Here is an 18,835-nt window from a genome sequence, read left to right on the forward strand (position 1 = left end):
GATTCGCCTTCGACTGTACAACTTGACTAAACGGTTAGTCTGGGGATAACCTCTGACTAACCGGATAGTTAGGCCCGCGCTCGGGCCGCGCAACGCTAAGGAGCAACGGATGCCTCTTCACGGTGGAACTCTGACCCTCGCCCCCGACCTCACCATCACCCGCATGGGCTACGGCGCGATGCAGCTGCCCGGCAAGGGCGTCTGGGGGCCGCCACGCGACCACGATGAGGCGATCACCGTGCTGCGCGCCGCCGTCGAGGCGGGCATCAACCACATCGACACCGCCGACTTCTACGGCTTCCACGTCTCGAACGACCTGATCCGCGAGGCGCTCAGCCCGTACCCCGACGGGCTGCAGCTCGTGACCAAAGTCGGTGCGACGCGCACGGAAGACGGCGGCTGGGTGCACGACCGCACGCCCGAGGCGCTCGTCGCTCAGGTCGACGACAACCTCACGCACCTCGGCGTCGAGACCCTCGACGTCGTCAACCTGCGCATGGGAACCGCCGACAGCACGGCCGAGGAATCCATCGCCGACCGCATCGGCGCGCTCCTCGAGCTGCAGCAGCAGGGCAAGATCAAGCATCTCGGCCTCAGCCAGGTCACCGACGCGCAACTCACCGAGGCGCTCGGCATCACGCCGATCGTCACGGTGCAGCAGTTCTACAACCTGGTCGGCCGTGGCGATGAGGCGATGCTGCGCCGCACCGCCGAGCTCGGCATCGCATACGTGCCGTACTTCCCACTCGGCGGCTTCACCCCGCTGCAGTCGGGTGTGCTGGCCGAGGTCGCCGGCCGCCTCGACGCGACGCCGCAGCAGGTCGCGCTCGCGTGGCTGCTGCAGCGCTCGCCGAACGTCGCGCTGATTCCGGGCACGTCGAGCCGTGCGCACCTGGCCGAGAACATCGCCGCCGCCGAGCTCGAGCTGCCGGCCGCCGAACTCGCGGAGCTCGATGCGATCGACGCCGTCGCCACGCCGATGGGCGCGCCGACCGCCGATTGACGGGGTGCCGGCACCCCCAGGGTGCTGACTAGCCTCGAAGGCGGAGGTGGTCGACGGTGATCACGCACGAGGTCTTCAATCAGGCTCCGCCACGCACGGGCGTCGACGAGTTCGCGAGCAACGCGGCACTCGTCGACGCCGTTCGCGTCTGGGGCACGCGCAGCCCCGCGGCCCGCGCCGAGCAACGTCTCGGCGAAGCGGGCGCGTTCGTCGGCACGGCGGAGTTCCAGCACGACGCCGAGCTCGCCAACACGAACGAGCCGGTGCTGCACACCCACGACCGCTGGGGCAAGCGCATCGACCAGGTCGAGTACCACCCGGCCTATCACCGCGTCATCGGTGAGGCGGTCGCCCGCCGGGCGCACACCTCGGCGTGGCTCGAGCCGGGGCCCGGGGCATCCGTCGATCGTGCCGCGATGTTCTATCTCTTCGCGCAGGTCGAGCCGGGGCACGCCTGCCCCGTGTCGATGACCCACGCGGGCGCGGCGATCCTGAAGGACGCCGAGTTCCCGGGCCGCGACGAGTGGTGGGCGCGCGCGATGAGCCGCGACTACGGCGGCAACGCGGCGCTGTTCGGCATGGCGATGACCGAGAAGCAGGGCGGATCGGATGTTCGGGCCAACACGACCCGCGCCACACCGAACTCAGACGGCACCTGGTCGCTGACAGGTCACAAGTGGTTCTGCAGCGCACCGATGAGCGATGCATTCTTCGTGCTCGCGCAGACGCGTCAGGCGGCGCAGACGACGCGCGCCGCGCGAGCCGGACAGGGCGGCGGCCACGGCGCGGAGGACCAGGCGCTCAGCTGCTTCTTCGTGCCGCGTGTGCTGCCCGATGGCGCCAAGAATCCGTTCTTCATCCAGCGCCTCAAGGACAAGCTCGGCAACCGCTCCAACGCGTCGAGCGAGATCGAGCTCGACGGCACGGTCGGCTGGCTCGTCGGCGAGCCGGGCCGTGGCGTGCGCGCGATCCTGCCGATGGTGAGCCGCACTCGGCTCGACTGCGTGATCGGCACGGCAGCGGGCATGCGGCAGTCGGTCGCCGAGGCGGCCTGGCATGCGCGGCACCGCTTCGCGTTCGGCCGCGCGCTCATCGACCAGCCCGCCATGGCCGCTGTCATCGCAGACCTGCAGCTCGAGGCCGAAGCCGCCACCCTCACCGCGATGCGCCTCGCACGCGCCCACGACTCGAACACCGGCGGCGAGCAGGATCAGAACAGCACGGACGAATCGGATGCCGGTGAGCTCGCGTTCCGCCGCCTCGCCACCGCGGTCGCGAAATACCTCGTCTGCAAGCGCGGCCCGGCCCATGCCTACGAGGCGCTCGAGTGCCTCGGCGGCAACGGCTACACCGAGGCGTTCCCGCTCGCGCGCCGCTACCGCGAGCAGCCCGTGCTGGCGATCTGGGAGGGCAGCGGCAACGTCATCGCGCTCGACGTGCTGCGCGCACTGGGCCGGGAGACGGCCGCGTTCCACGCCTTCTTCGCGGAGATCGGCCGGGCGCGCGGCGCATGGGATCTGTTCGACACCGAGCTCGACGAGGTGCAGGACTTCGTGCGGCAGCTGCGCACCGGCCTGCTCGACGGGGCGCAGTGGGTCGAGCTGCGGGCGCGCGAGCTGACCGAGCGCCTCGGAGTTCTGCTCGAGGCGTCGCTCATGCTGCGGTATGCCCCGGCGGCCGTCGGCGATGCCTTCGTGGCGGCCCGGCTCGGGCATCCGTCGGCCCTGTACGGCGCCCTGCCCGCCGGGGTCGATCTCCCCGCGATAGTGGGGCGCGCGTAGCGGCCGCCCGCTGGTACCGTCAGCGAGAACACTGATTCGTCAACGACGACGAAAGGGGCCACACATGCCCGCTGCACCCGAACAGCCCGGCTTCGCCACGGTCAACCTGGCGGCCATTCTTGCCGAGACGGCGAAGCGCGCGCCCGAGCGCACGGCCGTCGTCTTCGGTGCCGATCACATCAGCTACGGCCGGCTCTGGGCCGAGACGAAGGCGTACGCCGGCGCGCTGCGCGGGCTCGGCATCGGGGCGGGAGACCGCGTCGCGCTGCTCCTGCCGAACGTGCCCGATTTCCCGCGCGCGTACTTCGCGATCCTGAGCCTCGGGGCGATCGTCGTGCCCGTGCACGCGCTGCTCAAGGCCGACGAGATCGCCTACGTCCTCAGGGACTCGGGCGCCACGACCTTCATCATCGCGGCGCCCCTGCTCGCGGAGGGCGCGAAGGGCGCGGCCGCCGCCGGCGTTCCCGTGCTGTCAGTCATGGTGCCCGACGACAAGATCGCCGAGGCGCCGTTCCCGCGCCTCGAAGACCTCGCCCGCGACGCCGAACCGGTGGCCGGTTACGAGTTCGTGAGCCCCGGCACGACCGCGACGATCCTGTACACGAGCGGCACGACCGGCACGCCGAAGGGCGCGCAGGGCTCGCACTTCTCCCTCGTCGAGCACGTCAACACGCTGCTGCTGGGGGCGATCGACATGTCCGAGGACGACGTGGTGCTCGGCTGCCTGCCGCTCTTCCACACCTTCGGGCAGATGTGCGTGATGAACGTCGCGTTCCGGCGCGGGGCATCCGTCGTGCTCGTGCCGAAGTTCGACGGCGCGACGGCGCTCACGCTGCTCAATACCCACCGCTGCACGATCATGACCGGCGTGCCGACGATGTACATCGGCCTGCTCGAGGCGGCCAAGGCGAACCCCGAGCGGCCGCCGCTCAGGTACGGCCTGTCGGGCGGCGCGGCGCTCCCGGTCGCCGTGATCGGCCGGATGACCGAAGAGTTCGGCGTCGCCGTCCACGAGGGGTACGGACTCACCGAGACGTCGCCGGTCGCGACGTTCAACCACTACGGCCGCACCACGCGACCGGGCACGATCGGCCAGCCGATCTGGGGCACCGAGGTGATCATCGCCGAGGCCGAGCTCGACGACCGGATCGTCGAACTGCCGCGCGGCGAGCTCGGCGAGATCTGCGTGCGTGGCCACAACGTGTTCAAGGGCTACCTGAACAAGCCCGACGCCGACGCTCAGGCGGTCGTCGACGGGTGGTTCCGCACGGGGGACCTCGGCACCATGAGCGACGACGATTACGTCACGATCGTGGACCGGAAGAAGGACATGATCGTCCGCAACGGCTACAACGTGTACCCGCGCGAGGTCGAAGAGGTGCTCGCGCGGCACGACGCGGTGTCCGCATGCGCGGTGTACGGCGTGCCCCACCCCGTGCATCAGCAGGAGATCGTCGCCGCGGTGACGCTCATGCCCGGCGCGGTCGCGTCGCCGGAGGAGCTGATCGAGTTCGTCAAAGAGAAGGTCGCGCCGTACAAATATCCGCGGCAGCTCGACATCGTGGAGACGCTGCCGATCGGCCCATCGGGCAAGGTGCTCAAACGCGTTCTCGTCGCGGAGTGGAACGCGGCGCACGAGGTCACGCCGGCCTGACATTTCATCTGGTGCACGGGACTCGGTTCACGTCACGATGTCGGTGTGCCCCTCGCCGCCTACCTCTCGGAGTTCGTCGGCACGGCGCTGATGCTGCTGCTCGGTTGCGGAGTCAGCGCGAACAGCGAGCTGCGCACGTCGAAGGGCCACGGCGCCGGGTGGGTGCTCATCAGTCTCGGCTGGGGTCTCGCCGTGTTTCTCGGCGTGACGGTCGCGACCAAGTCGGGCGCCAACCTCAACCCGGCCGTCACGCTGGGCATCGTCGTCAGCGGAGCCAAGGAGTTCGCGAAGGGCGTCCCGGTGACGCTTCCCAACGTGCTCGGCTACATCGTGGCGCAGCTCCTCGGCGCCTTCGTGGGGGCGTTCACGGTGTGGCTCGTCTACAAGCGACAGCTCGACGACCACCCCGACCCGACGTCGAAGCTCGGTGTGTTCGCGACCGTGCCGCAGATGCCCGGCTGGGCGTGGAACGGCCTGTGCGAGTCGGCGGCGACGTTCGTGCTCGTCTTCGTCGCCCTCGCCTTCGGAGTCCACGGGCCGACCACGGGCCTCGCCTCACTCGGGGCGCTCCCGATCGCGTTCCTCGTCATCGGGCTCGTCGCCTCGCTCGGCGGTCCGACGGGCGCGGCGCTCAACCCGGTTCGTGACCTGATGCCCCGCCTTGTGCACCAGCTGGTGCCGATCGCAGGGAAGGGCAGTTCGCACTGGGGGTACGCCTGGGTTCCCCTCGTCGCGCCCATCGTCGGCGGCGTGCTCGGGGGCATCGCGGCCGGCCCATTGCTTTAGCCGGGCGCATCTGGGTATGCAGAAGGTATGAAGATCGGATTCCTCGGGCTCGGCCGCATGGGCCGCGAGCTCGTTCAGCATGTCATCGCAGGCGGAAACGACGTCACCGTCTGGAACCGCACGAAGTCGGCGACGGAGGACGCCGCGGCCGCCGGCGCGCACGTCGCGGAGAATCCCGCCGCCGCGGTCGCCGGCGCCGAGGTCGTCGTCACGATGTTCTTCGGCCCGACGGTGACGAGCGACGTGCTGACAGGGCCCGATGCCGACGTGACCTTCGAGCCCGGCGCGCTGTGGATCGACGTGACCACGGTGGCGCCGGCCGATGCGAGCGAGTTCGCCGAGTGGGCCGGCGCGCGAGGCATCCGCTTCGTCTCGTCCCCCGTGATCGGCTCGACCGGCCCCGCACACGAGGGCACGCTCGGCACCCTGCTCGGGGGAGCCGAAGCGGATGTCGCCGCCGCGCGCCCGATCGCCGAACTGTGGTCGGACCCAGAGAAGATCCGCACCTTCGCCACCCAGTCGGCCGCCGCGACCGCGAAGCTGATCGCGAATCTGAGCGTCGCCGTCGTCGCCGAGGGCATCGCAGAATCGCTGCGGGTCGGGCACGCGGGCGGCATGTCGACGGACGAGGTGCTCGAGGTCCTGCCGCTCACGCAGTTCGCGGGGCAGGCCGCGATGAAGAAGCCGATCATCGCCGGCCAGGACTGGTCGAAGACGCAGTTCGCCGTCGACGCCCTCGTCAAGGACACGGGCTTCATGACCGCGCTTGCCGGTGCCGGCGAGCTGCCGGCGGTCGAAGCGTGGGCGGCGCGTCTCGCCGACGCCCATGACGCGGGGCTCGGCGGGGCCGACTACATCGCGGCCCTCCGGGACGACGTGTAGCCGAGGTCGGGTCGCCCGCTCCGCGGCGCCACCGCACGGCCTACGATTTAGCCGTGAGTTCCGCCGCGTCCGACACCCTTGCCGAGCACCGTGCCGCCTTCCAGTCGGCCTACGACGAGTTGAAGGCGCAGGGCCTGAAGCTCGATCTGACGCGCGGCAAGCCGGCCGCGGACCAGCTGGCGCTGTCCGACGCGCTGCTCACGCTGCCGGGCGATGGCGAGTTCAGGGATGCCGCGGGCACGGACCTGCGCAACTACGGCGGCGCCACCGGGCTCCCCGAGCTGCGCGAGATCTTCTCCGACGTGCTGCGCGTGCCCGTGCCGCAGCTGCTCGCGCTCGGCAACTCGTCACTGACGCTGATGCACGACGTCGTCTCCTTCGCGATGCTCCACGGCGTGCCGGGGGCGGCGCGCCCCTGGGGCAAGGAGGAGTCGGTGTCGTTCCTGTGCCCGGTGCCGGGTTACGACCGCCACTTCTCCATCACCGAGGCCATGGGCGTGCGCATGATCCCGGTGCCGATGAACGACGACGGCCCTGACATCCCCTCCGTGAAGGCCGCGCTCGCCGCCGACCCGACGATCAAGGGCATGTGGGCGGTGCCCGTGTATTCGAACCCGACCGGTGCCGTCTATTCCGAGGCGGTCGCGCGCGAGCTGGTCGCGCTCGACGCGGCCGACGATTTCCGCATCTTCTGGGACAACGCGTACGCCGTGCACCATCTCACCGACTGGCACCCCGAGCCGATCGACGTGCTCGGGCTCGCGGCCGAGGCGGGACACCCCGACCGCGTCTTCGTCTTCGCGTCGACCTCGAAGGTGACCTACTCGGGCTCGGGCGTGGCGTTCTTCGGCTCGTCGCCCGAGAACGTGAAGTGGCTGCTGCACTGGCAGTCGTTCCAGTCGATCGGCCCGGACAAGGTGAACCACCTGCGCCACGTCGCGCTTCTCGAGTCGCCCGAGGGTGTCGCGGCGCACATGCGGAAGCACCGCGCGCTCATCGCGCCGAAGTTCGCGGCGGTGCAGGAGGTGTTCGAGCGCCGCCTCGCCCCGTTCGGCGTCGGCGAGTGGACCGACCCGAAGGGCGGCTACTTCGTCACGCTCACCGTCACGCCCGGCGTCGCCCGCCGCGCGATCGCGCTGGCCGCGGAGGCGGGCATCGCCATGACGCCGGCGGGCTCGACGCATCCGTATCGCGACGACCCCGACGATGCGGTGATCCGCATCGCGCCCACGTTCCCGACCATCGACGAGCTCACGGCCGGTCTTGAGGGGTTCTGCACGGCGCTGCTGCTCGCGGAATCCGAGCGGGACTAGAGCTCGGCTCGAGTGTCGCGCGGCACCGCTCGCGATACCTGTCCGCTTGTCCGCGCGGTGCTGCATCACCGCTGCGGTGCCCGAGTCGAAACGATTCGGTAGCGTAAGAGAGTGAGTGTTCCTGTCCTTTCCGCCGTCGGTGTCGACTTCGTGCGGGAGGGCCGGGCGATTCTCGACCACATCGACCTCACGGTCGAGCGAGGCGAGCACTGGGCGCTCATCGGTGCGAACGGCGCCGGCAAGTCGACGTTGCTCGCGCTGCTCGGCGCGAACGAACACCCGACGCGCGGCACGGTCGAGGTGCTCGGCAAGCGCATCGGACGCGTCGAGATGCGCGAGCTGCGCACGCTGATCGGGCACGTGAACCCGCGGCACCCGCTGCTCAACCCCCTCACCACGCGACAGGTCGTGCTCACGGGCGGGACGGGCGGAACCGAGCTGCCGATGCGGTGGCGGCCGAGCCCCGAGGAACTCGAGCGAGCCGACTACCTGCTCGAGCTGATGGGCATGGGCGCCCTGACGGAGTCCAAGTGGCCGAACCTCTCGCAGGGCGAGCGCGGCCGCACCCTGATCGCCCGCGCACTGCAGTCCGACCCGCACGTGCTGCTGCTCGACGAGCCCTCGACCGGCCTCGACATCGCGGCGCGAGAGCACCTGCTCGACCGGATCGACCAGCTGCGCGAGCAGCACCCCGACCTGGCATCCGTCCTCGTCACCCACCACCTCGAAGAGCTGCCCGCCTCGACGACGCACGCCATGCTGCTGCGCGCCGGCCGAGTCGTCGCGGCCGGCCCCGCGGACGACGTGCTGACCACCGATCTCGTCTCCGAGACGCTCGACTACCCCGTCGCGATCAGCCGCATCGAGGGCCGCTGGGCGGTGCGCACGCGGCGTGAGCAGGCGGTCGGATCAGGCGGCAGCAGTCATATGCGCGAGCAGGCATAGATGGCGTCGAGCGCGACGTTCAACCGCGGCCTGGCGCTGCTCGTCGCCGTCACGGCGTTCATGGAATTCCTCGACGGAACCGTGATCCAGACGGCAGCACCGGCCATGGCGCGCGACTTCGGCGTGCGCGCCGCCGACATCAACGTCGCCATGACGGTCTATCTGCTCGCCCTCGCCGTGTGCATCCCGGCCACCGGCTGGCTCGCCGACCGGTTCGGCACCCGCAGCGTCTACATCACGTCGATCGTCATCTTCACGCTCGCCTCCGTGCTCTGCGCGATGGCCCCGAGCCTTCTGTGGATGTGCGTCTTCCGGGCGATCCAGGGCATCGGCGGCTCGATGATGGTGCCGGTCGGCCGGCTCGCGGTGCTGCGCGCCGTCGAGCCACGTGACCTGTTGCAGGCGATGGCATACCTGACCTGGCCCGCGCTGCTCGCCCCGGTCATCGCTCCGGCGGTCGGCGGCATCCTCGCCGACACGATCGGCTGGCGGTGGATCTTCATCGTCAACGTGCCGATCGGCATCGCAACGCTGATCGCCGCGTTCGTGCTGGTCCCACGCAGCACCGAACTGCGGCGCTCTCCGCTCGACGGCTCGGGCCTCGTGATCCTCGCGGTCGGCCTCGCGGCGCTCGTGATGGCGGGTGAGCTGGTCGGCGGTGCGCAGACCGACTGGGCAGCGGTCGTCGTCGCGCTCGTGGTGGCGGCGGCGATGGGCGTCCTGTTCTGGCTGCGAATCCGGCGCTCAGCAGACCCGGTGCTCGACCTCACGGCGCTGCGGATCGATACATTCCGCGTGGGGAATGTAGGCGGCGGCGTCTATCGGCTGATGATCAGCGCGGTTCCGTTCCTCGTCACGCTGCTCTTCCAGGCGGGGTTCGGCTGGTCGGCCGCGCAGGCCGGCCTCATCGTCATCGCCCTCTTCGTGGGCAACATCGGCATCAAGCCGGCGACGACGCCACTGATCAGGAGATTTGGATTCCGTGCCGTCCTCGTCGGCTCGAATGCGATCGGAGCGGCGATCCTGCTCGCGATGGTCTTCATCGACGCGACGACGCCGATCATCGTCACCGTGGTGCTGCTCGTCGCGAGCGGCGCGATCCGCTCGATCGGGTTCAGCGGGTACAACACGATCCAGTTCGTCGACGTGCCTGGGGGCCTCAAGAACGGGGCCAACACGCTTGCCTCGACCATGCAGCAGGTGGCGACCGGGCTGGGCGTGGCGGTCGCGGCGCTGCTCGTGCGCCTCGGCACCGCGCTCGCGGCATCCGTCACCGTTCATGGCGAGTGGCTCGGCTACCGCTGGGCTTTCGTTGGCGCCGCGGCCCTGCTGCTGATCCCGCTCGTGGAGTCGATACGGATGCCTGCGGCCGCCGGCGCGCACGTCACGCAGTAGAGCGCGCGCCTCAGCCGGTCAGTCAGTCAGTCAGTAAACCAGCCGGTCCACCGGCCCGTGCGGGCGGCGCCGGCGCCCTACGCCGTGGCCTCGGTGAACGTGCGCCCGAACAGCGGTCGGTAGAGGAACCCGGCCAGCACGCCGCCGACGATCGGGAACACGATGAACACCCACAGCTGAGCCCACGCCCAGCCGCCGCCGTACACCGCGGCGGCGAGCGAGCGGGCCGGGTTCACGGAGGTGTTGTCGACGGGGATGGTGATGAGGTGGATGAGGGTCAGCGCAAGGCCGATGGCCAGCGGGGCGAAGCCGACCGCACCGATCTTCGCCGTGGTGCCGAGGACGACGAACACGAAGATCGCCGTGAACCCGATCTCGACGACGATCGCGCCACCGAGGCCGAACCCGCCGGGGGAGTGCGCGCCGTAGCCGTTCGACGCGAAGCCGCCGGCGTGGGCGGCGGCGAAGAATCCGCTCTTGCTGGATGCGATGAGGGCGATGATCGACGAGCCGATGATGCCGCCCACGAGCTGGGCGATGATGTACCCGACGACCTCGCTCCACGGGAAGCGGCCCGCGACCGCGACGCCGAGGGTGATCGCGGGGTTGAAGTGGCCGCCCGAGATCGGGCCGAAGGCGTACGCGCCGACGACGACCGTGAGGCCGAAGGCCAGCGCCACTCCGAGGTGACCGACGCCGAGGGTGTTGTGAGCCGCGCTCGGGAAGTTGGCGGCCAGCAGTGCGGTGCCGACGCCGCCGGCGACGAGCAGCAGGGTGCCGAGCGTCTCGGCGACGAGGCGATTGAAGAAGCTGGAGCCGGGGTTCGGCTCAGGGATCGTCGTGTCGGCGGGGATGGCAGGTTCGGTGGTCATCGCAGCTCTCCAGAATCACGAGTGGTTTCATCTGACGCAGCTCCATAGTGTCACCTGCACACGTCGGGGCCCAGGCGCATCACGGCGCGGCGGGCGACGCCCGTCGCTACGCCAGCGTGCCGAGGAACAGGCCGAGGACGGCGGCGGCGAGCGCCAGGATCATCATTCCGATGCCGTTGATTCCCGCGGCGACCCAGCGGCGCTGCTGCAGCAGCCGCACCGTCTCGATCATGGCGGTCGAGAAGGTGGTGTAGCCGCCCATGAACCCGGTGCCGATCACGATCTTCACGTTGCTCGACTCGACTCCGGCCATGAGCAGCCCCGTGAGCACGCCGAGCAGCAGTGACCCTGAGACGTTGATCACGATGGTGCCGAGGGGGACGATCGACGCCCACCGCGACCGGATCACGCCGTCGAGCGCGAAGCGTGCGACGGCGCCGGCGCCCCCGCAGAGCGACACGAGCAGCGGGACGAGGATCATCCCTCTGCCTCCTCTTCCGGCGTCGGCCGGGTCTCGCGCCCCGCCAGTGGTGTCGACGGCGGCGTGGCGAGGTGCAGGGTCTGCGTCGAGTCGAGCGTGGAATGACCCGGCGGGAGCACGCGAGGCACGCGGAACAGGTTCGCGGCGACCCAGACGCCGGCTGCGGCCGCGGCGACGCCGCAGATCAGCGAGACGACCGCGTACCCGAACCCGGTGACGTAACGCCCCTGACCTGTGAGCAGGACCGTCTCGACGGCGAAGGTGCTGTAGGTGGTGAATCCGCCCATGAAGCCGGGCCCGAGCAGCAGCCGCAGCCGCTGTCGCCAACCGACGTCGGGGCCGCGCCTCAGCAGCCCCTCGAGCAGAACGCCGAGCAGGAACGCGCCGACGAGGTTGACGCCGAGCGTCGGCAGCGGCAGTCCCCACGGGGTCCCGAACAGTTCGACGGCATACCGGGCGTAGGTACCGAGACAGCCGCCGATGAAGACGAGGAGTACCGGAATGGGCCGGAGATGGAGGGGCGTGTCAGGCATGGCCCTCGCCGAACAGGACATCGGCGGGGTCGGGCACGTCGGCCGAGGCAGCCGTCGGCCGGTCGGCTTCGATGCTGGGCAACGGGCTGTGGCGGTGCAGCGGGACGACGAGCACGGGCACCGGCTGGCGGCGGGCGAGACGGGAGGCGACGGGGCCGGCGAGCAGGAGCGAGAGGGATGCCCGCACTCCGGGCCGCCGCGTGCCCACCACGATGAGCCGTGCGTTCCGGTCGACGGCGAAGCGCGCGATCGCGGTCACGGGGTCGCCGGCGAGGGTGTGAAAGGTGAGCGTGACGTTCGCTGCGCGCGCTTTCGGCACGACCCGTTCCGTGAGCCGCGAGCCGGCGAGGCGGTCGATGAGCTGCGCCGACTGCGCGGACTCGCCGATGGGCGCGGTGATCACGGTGCCGTCGGGTGCTTCACCGATGGGCACACGGTTCTCGTCGACGTAGACGCACGCGAGTCGCGTGCCGAGGTCGCGTGCCATGGCGATGGCTTCGTCGAGTACCCGGTCGGGTGTCGCCTTCGCGAGGCCGACGACGACCGGCCGGGAGCCTTCCCTGCTCATGCAGGGAACGCTACGCCGCGACGGCCTGGCCGACGAGCAGCGAGCGCAGCTGGTCGACCGAGTGCACGACTGCGATCGCGCCCTTCGCCTCGGCGGGCGAGCCGTAGCCCCACTCGACCATGATCGTCGGCACGTCGTTGGCGTTGGCGCCCTCGACGTCGTAGAAGCGGTCGCCGACCATGACGGGGCGCGACACGTCGACGCCCTGCTCGACGAGGCCGGCGAGGGCGTACGCGACGACCTCGGCCTTGTCGGCCCGGGACTCGTCTTCGCTGGCGCCGCCGATGAAGGTGAAGTAGTCGGTCAGCTTGAAGTGGTCGAGCACGCGGCGGGCGCGGCTGAGCGGCTTGCTGGTCGCGAGGGCGACGGGCACGCCGTCGGCCTTGAGGGTCTGCAGCAGCCCGATGACGCCGGGGAACACGGCGTTGTCGACGAGATCGGATTCCTCGGCGAAGCCGCGGTACACCTCGAGGGCTTGCAGGGCCTCAGCCTCGGTGAAGTCCTCGCGCTCGCGCAGGGTGGTCGCGAGCGGCGGCCCGACGTAGGCGAGCAGTTCGTCTTCGGAATGAATCGGGCGCCCGATCTCGGCGAACGTCTGCTGGAGCGAGTGGGTGATGCCGGGCGCCGAGTCGGTCAGGGTGCCATCGAGGTCGAACAGGACGCAGCTCCAGCTGCGAGCGACCTCAGGATTCTGGAGTGACATAGCCTCCCCAGTGTAAGTGAGCGACTTTTCGGGAGTCTGACCGGTTGTTGGCCGATCAGTGGACAACGTACTTCGACAGCACGCTCTGCACCGAGGCCGAAATCGCGTCCGCCCCGCCGAGAATGCTGACGGACTTGGGCTTCAGCGCGCTGAACGCCTTCTCCGTTGCCGCGGGCACCGTCGTCGGGTTGGTCAGCACGACCGGCGCGCCGCCCGAGAGCGCCGACAGGGGCGCGCCCGCGAGAGCGTCGGGGAAGTTGACGCCGGAGGCGGCGTAGGCGACGGGCACGCCGGGCGAGAACAGCTTGCTGGCGATCAGCTCGCTCGTCTGGAACCGGTCGGGGCCGCCGATGCGCACGACCGCGCCCGCGCTCCTGCTCGCCGTGTACTGCGCGAGCGCGTTCTGCACCGCGCTGTTGACCGCGGTCGTGCCGCCGAAGATCGTGATCTTCTGCGGCCTGAGCTTGGCAAGCGCCTGCGCCACCGCCGACGGGATCGCCGTGCTGTTCACGAGCAGAACGGGCCCGGAGGTCGCCGGCGCTGCTGCCGCCGCGGCCCCGGACAGGGCATCCGGCCAGTTCGTGCCCACCGCGACGTACGCGTTCTTGACGCCCGCAGAGAAGTTCGTCGTCGCAACGTCGGCGCTCGTCGCGTAGCGGTCCGAGCCGCCGATGCGCACGACCGAACTCGTGCTCTTGCTCGCCGTGTACTGCACGAGCGCCTTCTGCACGGCGGCGTCGACCGCGTCGGGCCCGCCGAGGATGACGATCTTCTGGGGTTTCAGGGCGCTCAGCTCGTTGAGGACGATGCCGGAGATCCAATCCGATTGCACCAGCATGATCGGCGCGCTCGCCTTCCCGGCGGCCGCGCCGCCGGATAGCGCATCAGGGAATGTCGTGCCCGAGGCGATGTAGACGGTCTGCCCCGGTTTCGGGGGCGCCGAGTCCGTCGCGGCTGCCGAGAGGAACTCCTGGGCGACCGAGGTGCTCGTCGCGTAGCGGTCGGTGCCCGCCGCCCGCGCATAGGTGCCGTAGCTCGACGTCAGGGTGGCGAGGCTCGAGCTCTCGAACACGTTCGCGTCACCGCCGCCGGAGAACGGCGGCGAGCCCCACTGCCAGAACGTCCAGGCGCTCCACGCGGCCGGGATGCGCGGCGTGGTCGCGGTCGGCGGCGTCGGGTCGGCGACCCACAGCGGGTACGCCGAGGCGAGAGCCTTGTTGTCGCCGGTGCAGTTGTTCCACCATGACTGGTACGTGTAGATGATCGGGGTGCGGCCCGTCAGCGACTTGAGCGTCGACATGAACGAGCTGATCCAGGTGATCATGGCGCTCTGGCTCAGGCCGGCGCAGCCCGAGCTCTCGGCATCGAGAACCGGCGGCAGCGTGCCGGGGGTGTCCGACGACATGGCGGCGCCGTTCGAGTAGAAATAGTGCGCCTGTACGGAGCCCGACGTCTCCGACGGCTGCGCGAAGTGGTAGGTGCCGCGCAGCAACCCCGCCTTGCCGGCCTGCACCCACTGCGAGTTGAACGTCGGGCTGACGTAGTTGTCGCCCTCGGTCGACTTGATGAACACGAACTTGTAGCCGTCGCTCACCGCACCCGACCAGCTCGTCGATGACTGCCACGCGCTGACGTCGAAGCCCTTGACCTTGCTGCCCGTGCTCGGGGTCGCGGCCGCGCTGACGCTCAGCCCGTGCGCCGCGGCCTTGCCGGCGACGCTCGGTGCCGGCGTCGCGCTCGCGGCCCCGCTGGACGCCGGTGTGGGCGTGGATGTGGGCGAGACGGATGCCGGGATCTCGGCCGACCCCATCGCGTGGTTGCCGCAGGCATTCTGAACGCTGAGCGATGGCGTGGTGCCCGAGCTGTCGGCGGAGCATCCGCTCGCAGCATCCGCTGCCGTGGTCGGAATGACGCTGAGCGCCCCGGCCGCCAGGACGGCAGCGGTGCCGAGCGCAAGAAGGGCTCGCTTGGGAAGACGCACGCGTCATCCTCTCGTTGAGGACCGGTTCGGTCGGAAAGCGGTTTCGATTTCGACCATAACCCGGGGTTTCTGCGATACGACGAGCCCGGGCCCGAGCGTCCGAAAACCGCTGATCACGCGCGGAAGGCGTTCAGTGCGAGGCAAACGCCGTGAGATCGGCGGTCGTGCCATTGAATTCGTCGTAGTCGAACGCACCGTGCTGCTGCCCGATCGCGAACTGCCTGAGCGACCACGTGGACCATCCGCCGAAGCCAACGGCGGGCGTCACGGCGGTGCTGGTGTCGACGATCCAGAGGGGGCTGCTCGCGACGTCGCTCGCCCCGCCGAGGCAGTCCTGCCAGTAGCTCTTGCTCGTGTAGACAACTGGAGTGCGGCCGCTCAGCGACGCGAGGGTGTGCACGTAGCTCGTGATCCACGCGCTGCTCTGCGCCGGAGTGAGCGCCCAGCACTGCGTCGGATCCGACGTGCCCTTCCCGCCGTTCGGGTCGAACTCGACGTCGAGCACGGGCGGCAGCGTCGTGCCGTCCTTCGGGTAGTTCCCGCCGTGGGCGAAGAAGAACTTCGCCTGCGTCGCGCCGTTGCTCGCCGACTTGTTCGGCACGCCGAAGTGGTACGCGCCGCGCAGCAGCCCGGCCTTCTCAGCGCCTTTCCAGTTCGCGGCGAAGTGTGCGTTGGCCTTCGCGTGATCGGTCGCCTCGACGTAGGCGAACTTCGTGTTGAGGGGCGCGGATGCCCAGTTCACGGCCCCGCTCGCGTCGACCCCCACGACGCCGCCGCCTGGCGCCTTCACGGCGGCGTGCGGCTTCGTGGTCGGGCGGTTCGCGATCACCACCACGATCACCACCGCGACGATCACAACGAGGGTGATCGCCGCGATGATGACGCGCCATCGCGTCGAGAGGCGTGCGAGGTTCAGCCGACAAGACCGTTCAGGCTCGATTGCACGATGGCCGAGACCGCGAAGTCGCCGCCGAGGATCGCGAGCGAGGTCGCCTTGAGTCGCGAGGCCTCACCCCTGACCTCGCTCGGCAGAGCCGTCGTCGGCGGCACGAGCAGCAGCGGCTGCGAGGTGAGGGCCGCGACGGGCGCCCCGACGAGTGCATCGGGGAAGTTCGTGCCGGAGGCGGCGTACAACGGCCCCGTGGTCGAGCCGTTGAGGGAGTCCAGGTGCTGCGCGATGGCGACGCTCGTCGCGTAACGGTCGGCGCCGGAGAGACGGCCCACGGCACCGCTCGAGCGCGTCGCGGTGTATTTCACGAGTGCCGACAGCACAGCACTGGTGACGACCGTCGTGCCGCCGAGCACGTAGATGTGCTTCGGCCTGAGTATCGAGAGCTCGTTGGCGACGGATGCCGGGATCGAGTTGGTCGACACCAGCAGCATCGGGCCGCTGCCCTGCTTCGAGGCGGCAAGGGCCGAACCCGAGAGCGCGTCGCGCCAGTCGGTGCCCATCGCGACGTACGCATTCGCCACGCCGGCGGGGAAGTTCTTCGCCACCGCGGCGCTCGTGCCGTAGCGGTCCTGGCCGTCCTCACGGGTGACCGTGGCGTAGCTCTTGAGCGCATTGGCGACGCCGCTCGAAACTGCCGTCGTGCCGCCCACGACGACGATGTTCTTCGGCTTGAGGTAGCTGAGCGCCTGCTTGACGGGTGCCGGCAGCGCGCCGCTCGGCGGGACGAGCAGCACGGGGCCGCCCTTCTTTCCCGCCGCCGCGCCGGCCGACAGGGCGTCGGGGTAGTTCTGCGAGTCCGCGACGAACGCCGTCGTCACGCCCGGCTTGAACGAGAGCGCGGCGGCGAGGCTCGTGCCGTACCGGTCGGAACCGGAGATGCGCGGGGTGCCGAGCGCGCGCAGCGAGGCCACCGAGCCGTTGAACTCGTCAAGATCGAAGCCGCTGGTGCTCGTCTTGTACTGGCGCAGCTTCCACGTTGTCCAGCCGCCGAAACCAAGCGCAGGCTTGCTCGACGAGCTCGTGTCGGAGATCCAGAGAGGGTAGGTCTTCAGCATCGTGCTCGCGCCGACGCAATCGTTCCAGTACGCCTTACTCGTGTAGATGATCGGCGTCACGCCGCTGAGCTTCTTGAACGTCGACACGTAGCTGTTGATCCAGTTCTGGGTCTGGCCGGCTGAGAGGTTCCAGCAGCCCGTCGGATCTTTGATGCCGCTGACGTCGGTGGGGTCGAACTCGATGTCGAGCGCGGGCGGCAGGGAGTAGGGACTCGCGGTGCTGATGGCACCACCGTTCTCGTAGAAGTACGTCGCCTGGGTCGCGCCGTTCGAGGCCGTCTTGTTCGGGACGCCGAAGCTGTATGCACCGCGTGCCAGGCTGGCTTGAGTCGCACCAGCCCAGTTGGCGTAGAAATGCGAGTTCAGCTTCGCGTTGTCGGTCGCCTCGATGTAGGCGAACTTCGTTCCCGACGGCGCAGACGACCAGTTCGTTGCACCGCTCACGTCGACCCCGGCAGTACCCCCACCGGGCGTCGCCGCGTATGCGCTCGGGCTCACCGCAAGCGCCCCTCCGAGCGCTAGAGCGCTCGCGGTCAGAATGGCGACGACAGGACGTCGTCGATCGATATGGCGCACAGCAGGCCCCCCCTGTGTTGCAGCCGCCACCGTGGCATGACGACGCCTTGAACATACGTCACGTCTCCGGGAATTCGCTACCGAACCGTTGTAAACGGAGCGCACGTCACCCGGCGGTCACACCGACGTCACGCCGAAATCACTGCGCGAGCGTGCGGTCGATGTGTTCGCGCGCGACGATGCCGCCAGGCATCCGCGGGTTGAATTGCACGGCGACGAAGTCGGCCGTGTTGACGAAGCCGAGCGCCTCGCGCCCCGGAACGATGATGCCGTTCACGCGCAGGCCGCGCTGACCGGCCGCGCCGACGGTCGCCTTGAGCTCCTTCATCGACGAGAAGAGGGGAAGCACCTCGCGGCCGTCGGTCGTCTTGATGGTGCGCACGTGGAGGTCCTTGGGCGTGGAGCCCGTCACATCGACCGTCAGGCCGCCGCCGACCGCCGCCTCGAGCAGCGCCGCGAGGGTGTCCTCGCCGGGTGCCGCGACCAGCTGCTCGAGCGCCGCGACGAGCGCCCGGTTCTCATAGCTCGCGGGAAAGCGTGGTGGCTGCATATGCGTCGTCAGAACAGGGTCGGTACGCCGCTGTCCATGCCCTTCATGGCCTCGTAGTCGAGGACGAGGCAGCGGATGCCGCGGTCCTCCGCGAGCGTGCGGGCCTGCGGCTTGATCTCCTGCGCGGCGAACACGCCCGTGACCGGTGCGAGCCGCGGGTCGCGGTTCATCAGCTCGAGGTAGCGGGTGAGCTGCTCGACCCCGTCGATGTCGCCCCGGCGCTTGAGCTCGACGGCGATCGACTTCCCCGACGCGTCCCGCGCGAGGATGTCGACCGGACCGATCGCCGTCATGTACTCGCGACGCACCAGGGTGTGCCCGTCGCCGAGCAGCTCGATCTGCTCGGCGAGCAGCTTCTGCAGGTGTGCTTCGACGCCGTCCTTCACGAGACCCGGGTCGACGCCCAGCTCGTGCGAGCTGTCGTGCAGCACCTCGTGAATCGACACGATGAGTCGGTCATCCGTCTTGCTCGCCGCGACGGTCCACACCTCAGTGATGCCGGCGGATGCCTGTTCCGCATCGGGCTCGCCGAAGCTCAGCGTGCACGGCGGACTCATCCAGTTCAGCGGCTTGTACGAGCCGCCGTCGGAGTGCACGAGCAGCGAGCCGTCGGCCTTCACCATGAGCAGCCGGGTCGCCAGCGGCAGGTGGGCGGAAAGGCGGCCGGCGTAGTCGACCGAGCACTTCGCAATCACCAAACGCACCCCGCAAGCCTATTTGCTCACCGGCCCGCGGCTCGTCAGAACTCACGCGGCCCCGCTTGGGGGGTGACGCACGCGGCCAGGTGGCCCATACCCTCGCGATC

At 69.8% G+C, this 18,835-nt stretch carries 18 protein-coding genes; 8 read left to right on the forward strand and 10 right to left on the reverse strand.

Annotated elements, in window-relative coordinates; genetic code table 11:
• The first annotated feature begins 109 nt into the window (after nt 1-109).
• The 8 genes from ACFOYW_RS11835 to ACFOYW_RS11870 all read left to right on the forward strand — a co-directional run bounded on the left by ACFOYW_RS11835 (nt 110) and on the right by ACFOYW_RS11870 (nt 9,759).
• Nucleotides 110-1,003, forward strand: coding sequence for an oxidoreductase (locus ACFOYW_RS11835; RefSeq protein ID WP_390229130.1), 894 nt, complete (start codon nt 110-112; stop codon nt 1,001-1,003).
• Between the two features lie 56 nt (nt 1,004-1,059).
• Nucleotides 1,060-2,784: an acyl-CoA dehydrogenase family protein gene (locus ACFOYW_RS11840; protein WP_390229131.1), complete on the forward strand. Its 1,725-nt coding sequence runs from the start codon at nt 1,060-1,062 to the stop codon at nt 2,782-2,784.
• A 64-nt stretch (nt 2,785-2,848) separates the two neighbouring features.
• Nucleotides 2,849-4,438, forward strand: coding sequence for a long-chain-fatty-acid--CoA ligase (locus ACFOYW_RS11845; RefSeq protein ID WP_390229132.1), 1,590 nt, complete (start codon nt 2,849-2,851; stop codon nt 4,436-4,438).
• A 45-nt stretch (nt 4,439-4,483) separates the two neighbouring features.
• A complete protein-coding gene (locus ACFOYW_RS11850; RefSeq protein ID WP_390229133.1) occupies nt 4,484-5,224 on the forward strand; it encodes an MIP/aquaporin family protein in 741 nt (246 codons plus the stop codon).
• A 27-nt stretch (nt 5,225-5,251) separates the two neighbouring features.
• Nucleotides 5,252-6,106 carry an NAD(P)-dependent oxidoreductase gene (locus ACFOYW_RS11855; protein ID WP_390229134.1) on the forward strand — a complete coding sequence of 285 codons (855 nt, stop codon included), beginning with the start codon at nt 5,252-5,254 and terminating at the stop codon, nt 6,104-6,106.
• 53 nt (nt 6,107-6,159) lie between these two features.
• Entirely contained in the window at nt 6,160-7,419 is a 1,260-nt protein-coding gene (locus tag ACFOYW_RS11860) for an aminotransferase class I/II-fold pyridoxal phosphate-dependent enzyme (RefSeq protein ID WP_390229135.1), read from the forward strand.
• A 111-nt stretch (nt 7,420-7,530) separates the two neighbouring features.
• Nucleotides 7,531-8,364 (forward strand): ABC transporter ATP-binding protein, encoded by an 834-nt coding sequence (locus ACFOYW_RS11865; RefSeq protein WP_390229136.1) that lies wholly within the window; start codon nt 7,531-7,533, stop codon nt 8,362-8,364.
• The gene (locus ACFOYW_RS11870) at nt 8,365-9,759 is read left to right on the forward strand and encodes an MFS transporter (protein ID WP_390229137.1); all 1,395 of its coding nucleotides are present in this window, start codon (nt 8,365-8,367) and stop codon (nt 9,757-9,759) included. It begins immediately after the preceding gene.
• A 77-nt stretch (nt 9,760-9,836) separates the two neighbouring features.
• On the opposite strand, the gene aqpZ is transcribed toward ACFOYW_RS11870, so the two are convergent.
• The 10 genes from aqpZ to nucS form a co-directional block, all read right to left on the reverse strand.
• Complete coding sequence (gene aqpZ / locus ACFOYW_RS11875) at nt 9,837-10,631, reverse strand: aquaporin Z (protein WP_390229138.1); 795 nt, start codon at nt 10,629-10,631, stop codon at nt 9,837-9,839.
• 106 nt (nt 10,632-10,737) lie between these two features.
• The gene (gene crcB, locus ACFOYW_RS11880) at nt 10,738-11,112 is read right to left on the reverse strand and encodes a fluoride efflux transporter CrcB (protein ID WP_390229139.1); all 375 of its coding nucleotides are present in this window, start codon (nt 11,110-11,112) and stop codon (nt 10,738-10,740) included.
• The gene (locus ACFOYW_RS11885) at nt 11,109-11,645 is read right to left on the reverse strand and encodes a fluoride efflux transporter FluC (RefSeq protein ID WP_390229140.1); all 537 of its coding nucleotides are present in this window, start codon (nt 11,643-11,645) and stop codon (nt 11,109-11,111) included. Before ACFOYW_RS11885 ends, crcB begins: the two co-directional genes overlap by 4 nt.
• Nucleotides 11,638-12,213: a universal stress protein gene (locus tag ACFOYW_RS11890; protein WP_390229141.1), complete on the reverse strand. Its 576-nt coding sequence runs from the start codon at nt 12,211-12,213 to the stop codon at nt 11,638-11,640. The genes ACFOYW_RS11885 and ACFOYW_RS11890 overlap by 8 nt, the downstream gene beginning before the upstream one ends.
• Nucleotides 12,214-12,223: 10 nt before the next feature.
• Nucleotides 12,224-12,916, reverse strand: a complete 693-nt coding sequence (locus ACFOYW_RS11895) for an HAD hydrolase-like protein (RefSeq protein WP_390229142.1) — start codon at nt 12,914-12,916, stop codon at nt 12,224-12,226.
• 55 nt (nt 12,917-12,971) lie between these two features.
• On the reverse strand, nt 12,972-14,897 hold the full coding sequence (locus tag ACFOYW_RS11900) for a cell wall-binding repeat-containing protein (RefSeq protein WP_390229143.1): 1,926 nt from the start codon (nt 14,895-14,897) through the stop codon (nt 12,972-12,974).
• A gap of 130 nt (nt 14,898-15,027) precedes the next feature.
• Nucleotides 15,028-15,753 carry a GH25 family lysozyme gene (locus ACFOYW_RS11905; protein ID WP_390229144.1) on the reverse strand — a complete coding sequence of 242 codons (726 nt, stop codon included), beginning with the start codon at nt 15,751-15,753 and terminating at the stop codon, nt 15,028-15,030.
• A 56-nt stretch (nt 15,754-15,809) separates the two neighbouring features.
• Nucleotides 15,810-17,402 (reverse strand): cell wall-binding repeat-containing protein, encoded by a 1,593-nt coding sequence (locus ACFOYW_RS11910; RefSeq protein ID WP_390229145.1) that lies wholly within the window; start codon nt 17,400-17,402, stop codon nt 15,810-15,812.
• 217 nt (nt 17,403-17,619) lie between these two features.
• On the reverse strand, nt 17,620-18,030 hold the full coding sequence (locus ACFOYW_RS11915) for an SseB family protein (RefSeq protein WP_390229146.1): 411 nt from the start codon (nt 18,028-18,030) through the stop codon (nt 17,620-17,622).
• A gap of 8 nt (nt 18,031-18,038) precedes the next feature.
• Nucleotides 18,039-18,734 (reverse strand): endonuclease NucS, encoded by a 696-nt coding sequence (nucS, locus tag ACFOYW_RS11920; RefSeq protein WP_390229147.1) that lies wholly within the window; start codon nt 18,732-18,734, stop codon nt 18,039-18,041.
• Nucleotides 18,735-18,835 lie beyond the last annotated feature (101 nt).

The sequence above is a fragment of the Gryllotalpicola reticulitermitis genome, assembly GCF_042651345.1.
Classification (GTDB): Bacteria; Actinomycetota; Actinomycetes; order Actinomycetales; family Microbacteriaceae; genus Gryllotalpicola; species Gryllotalpicola reticulitermitis.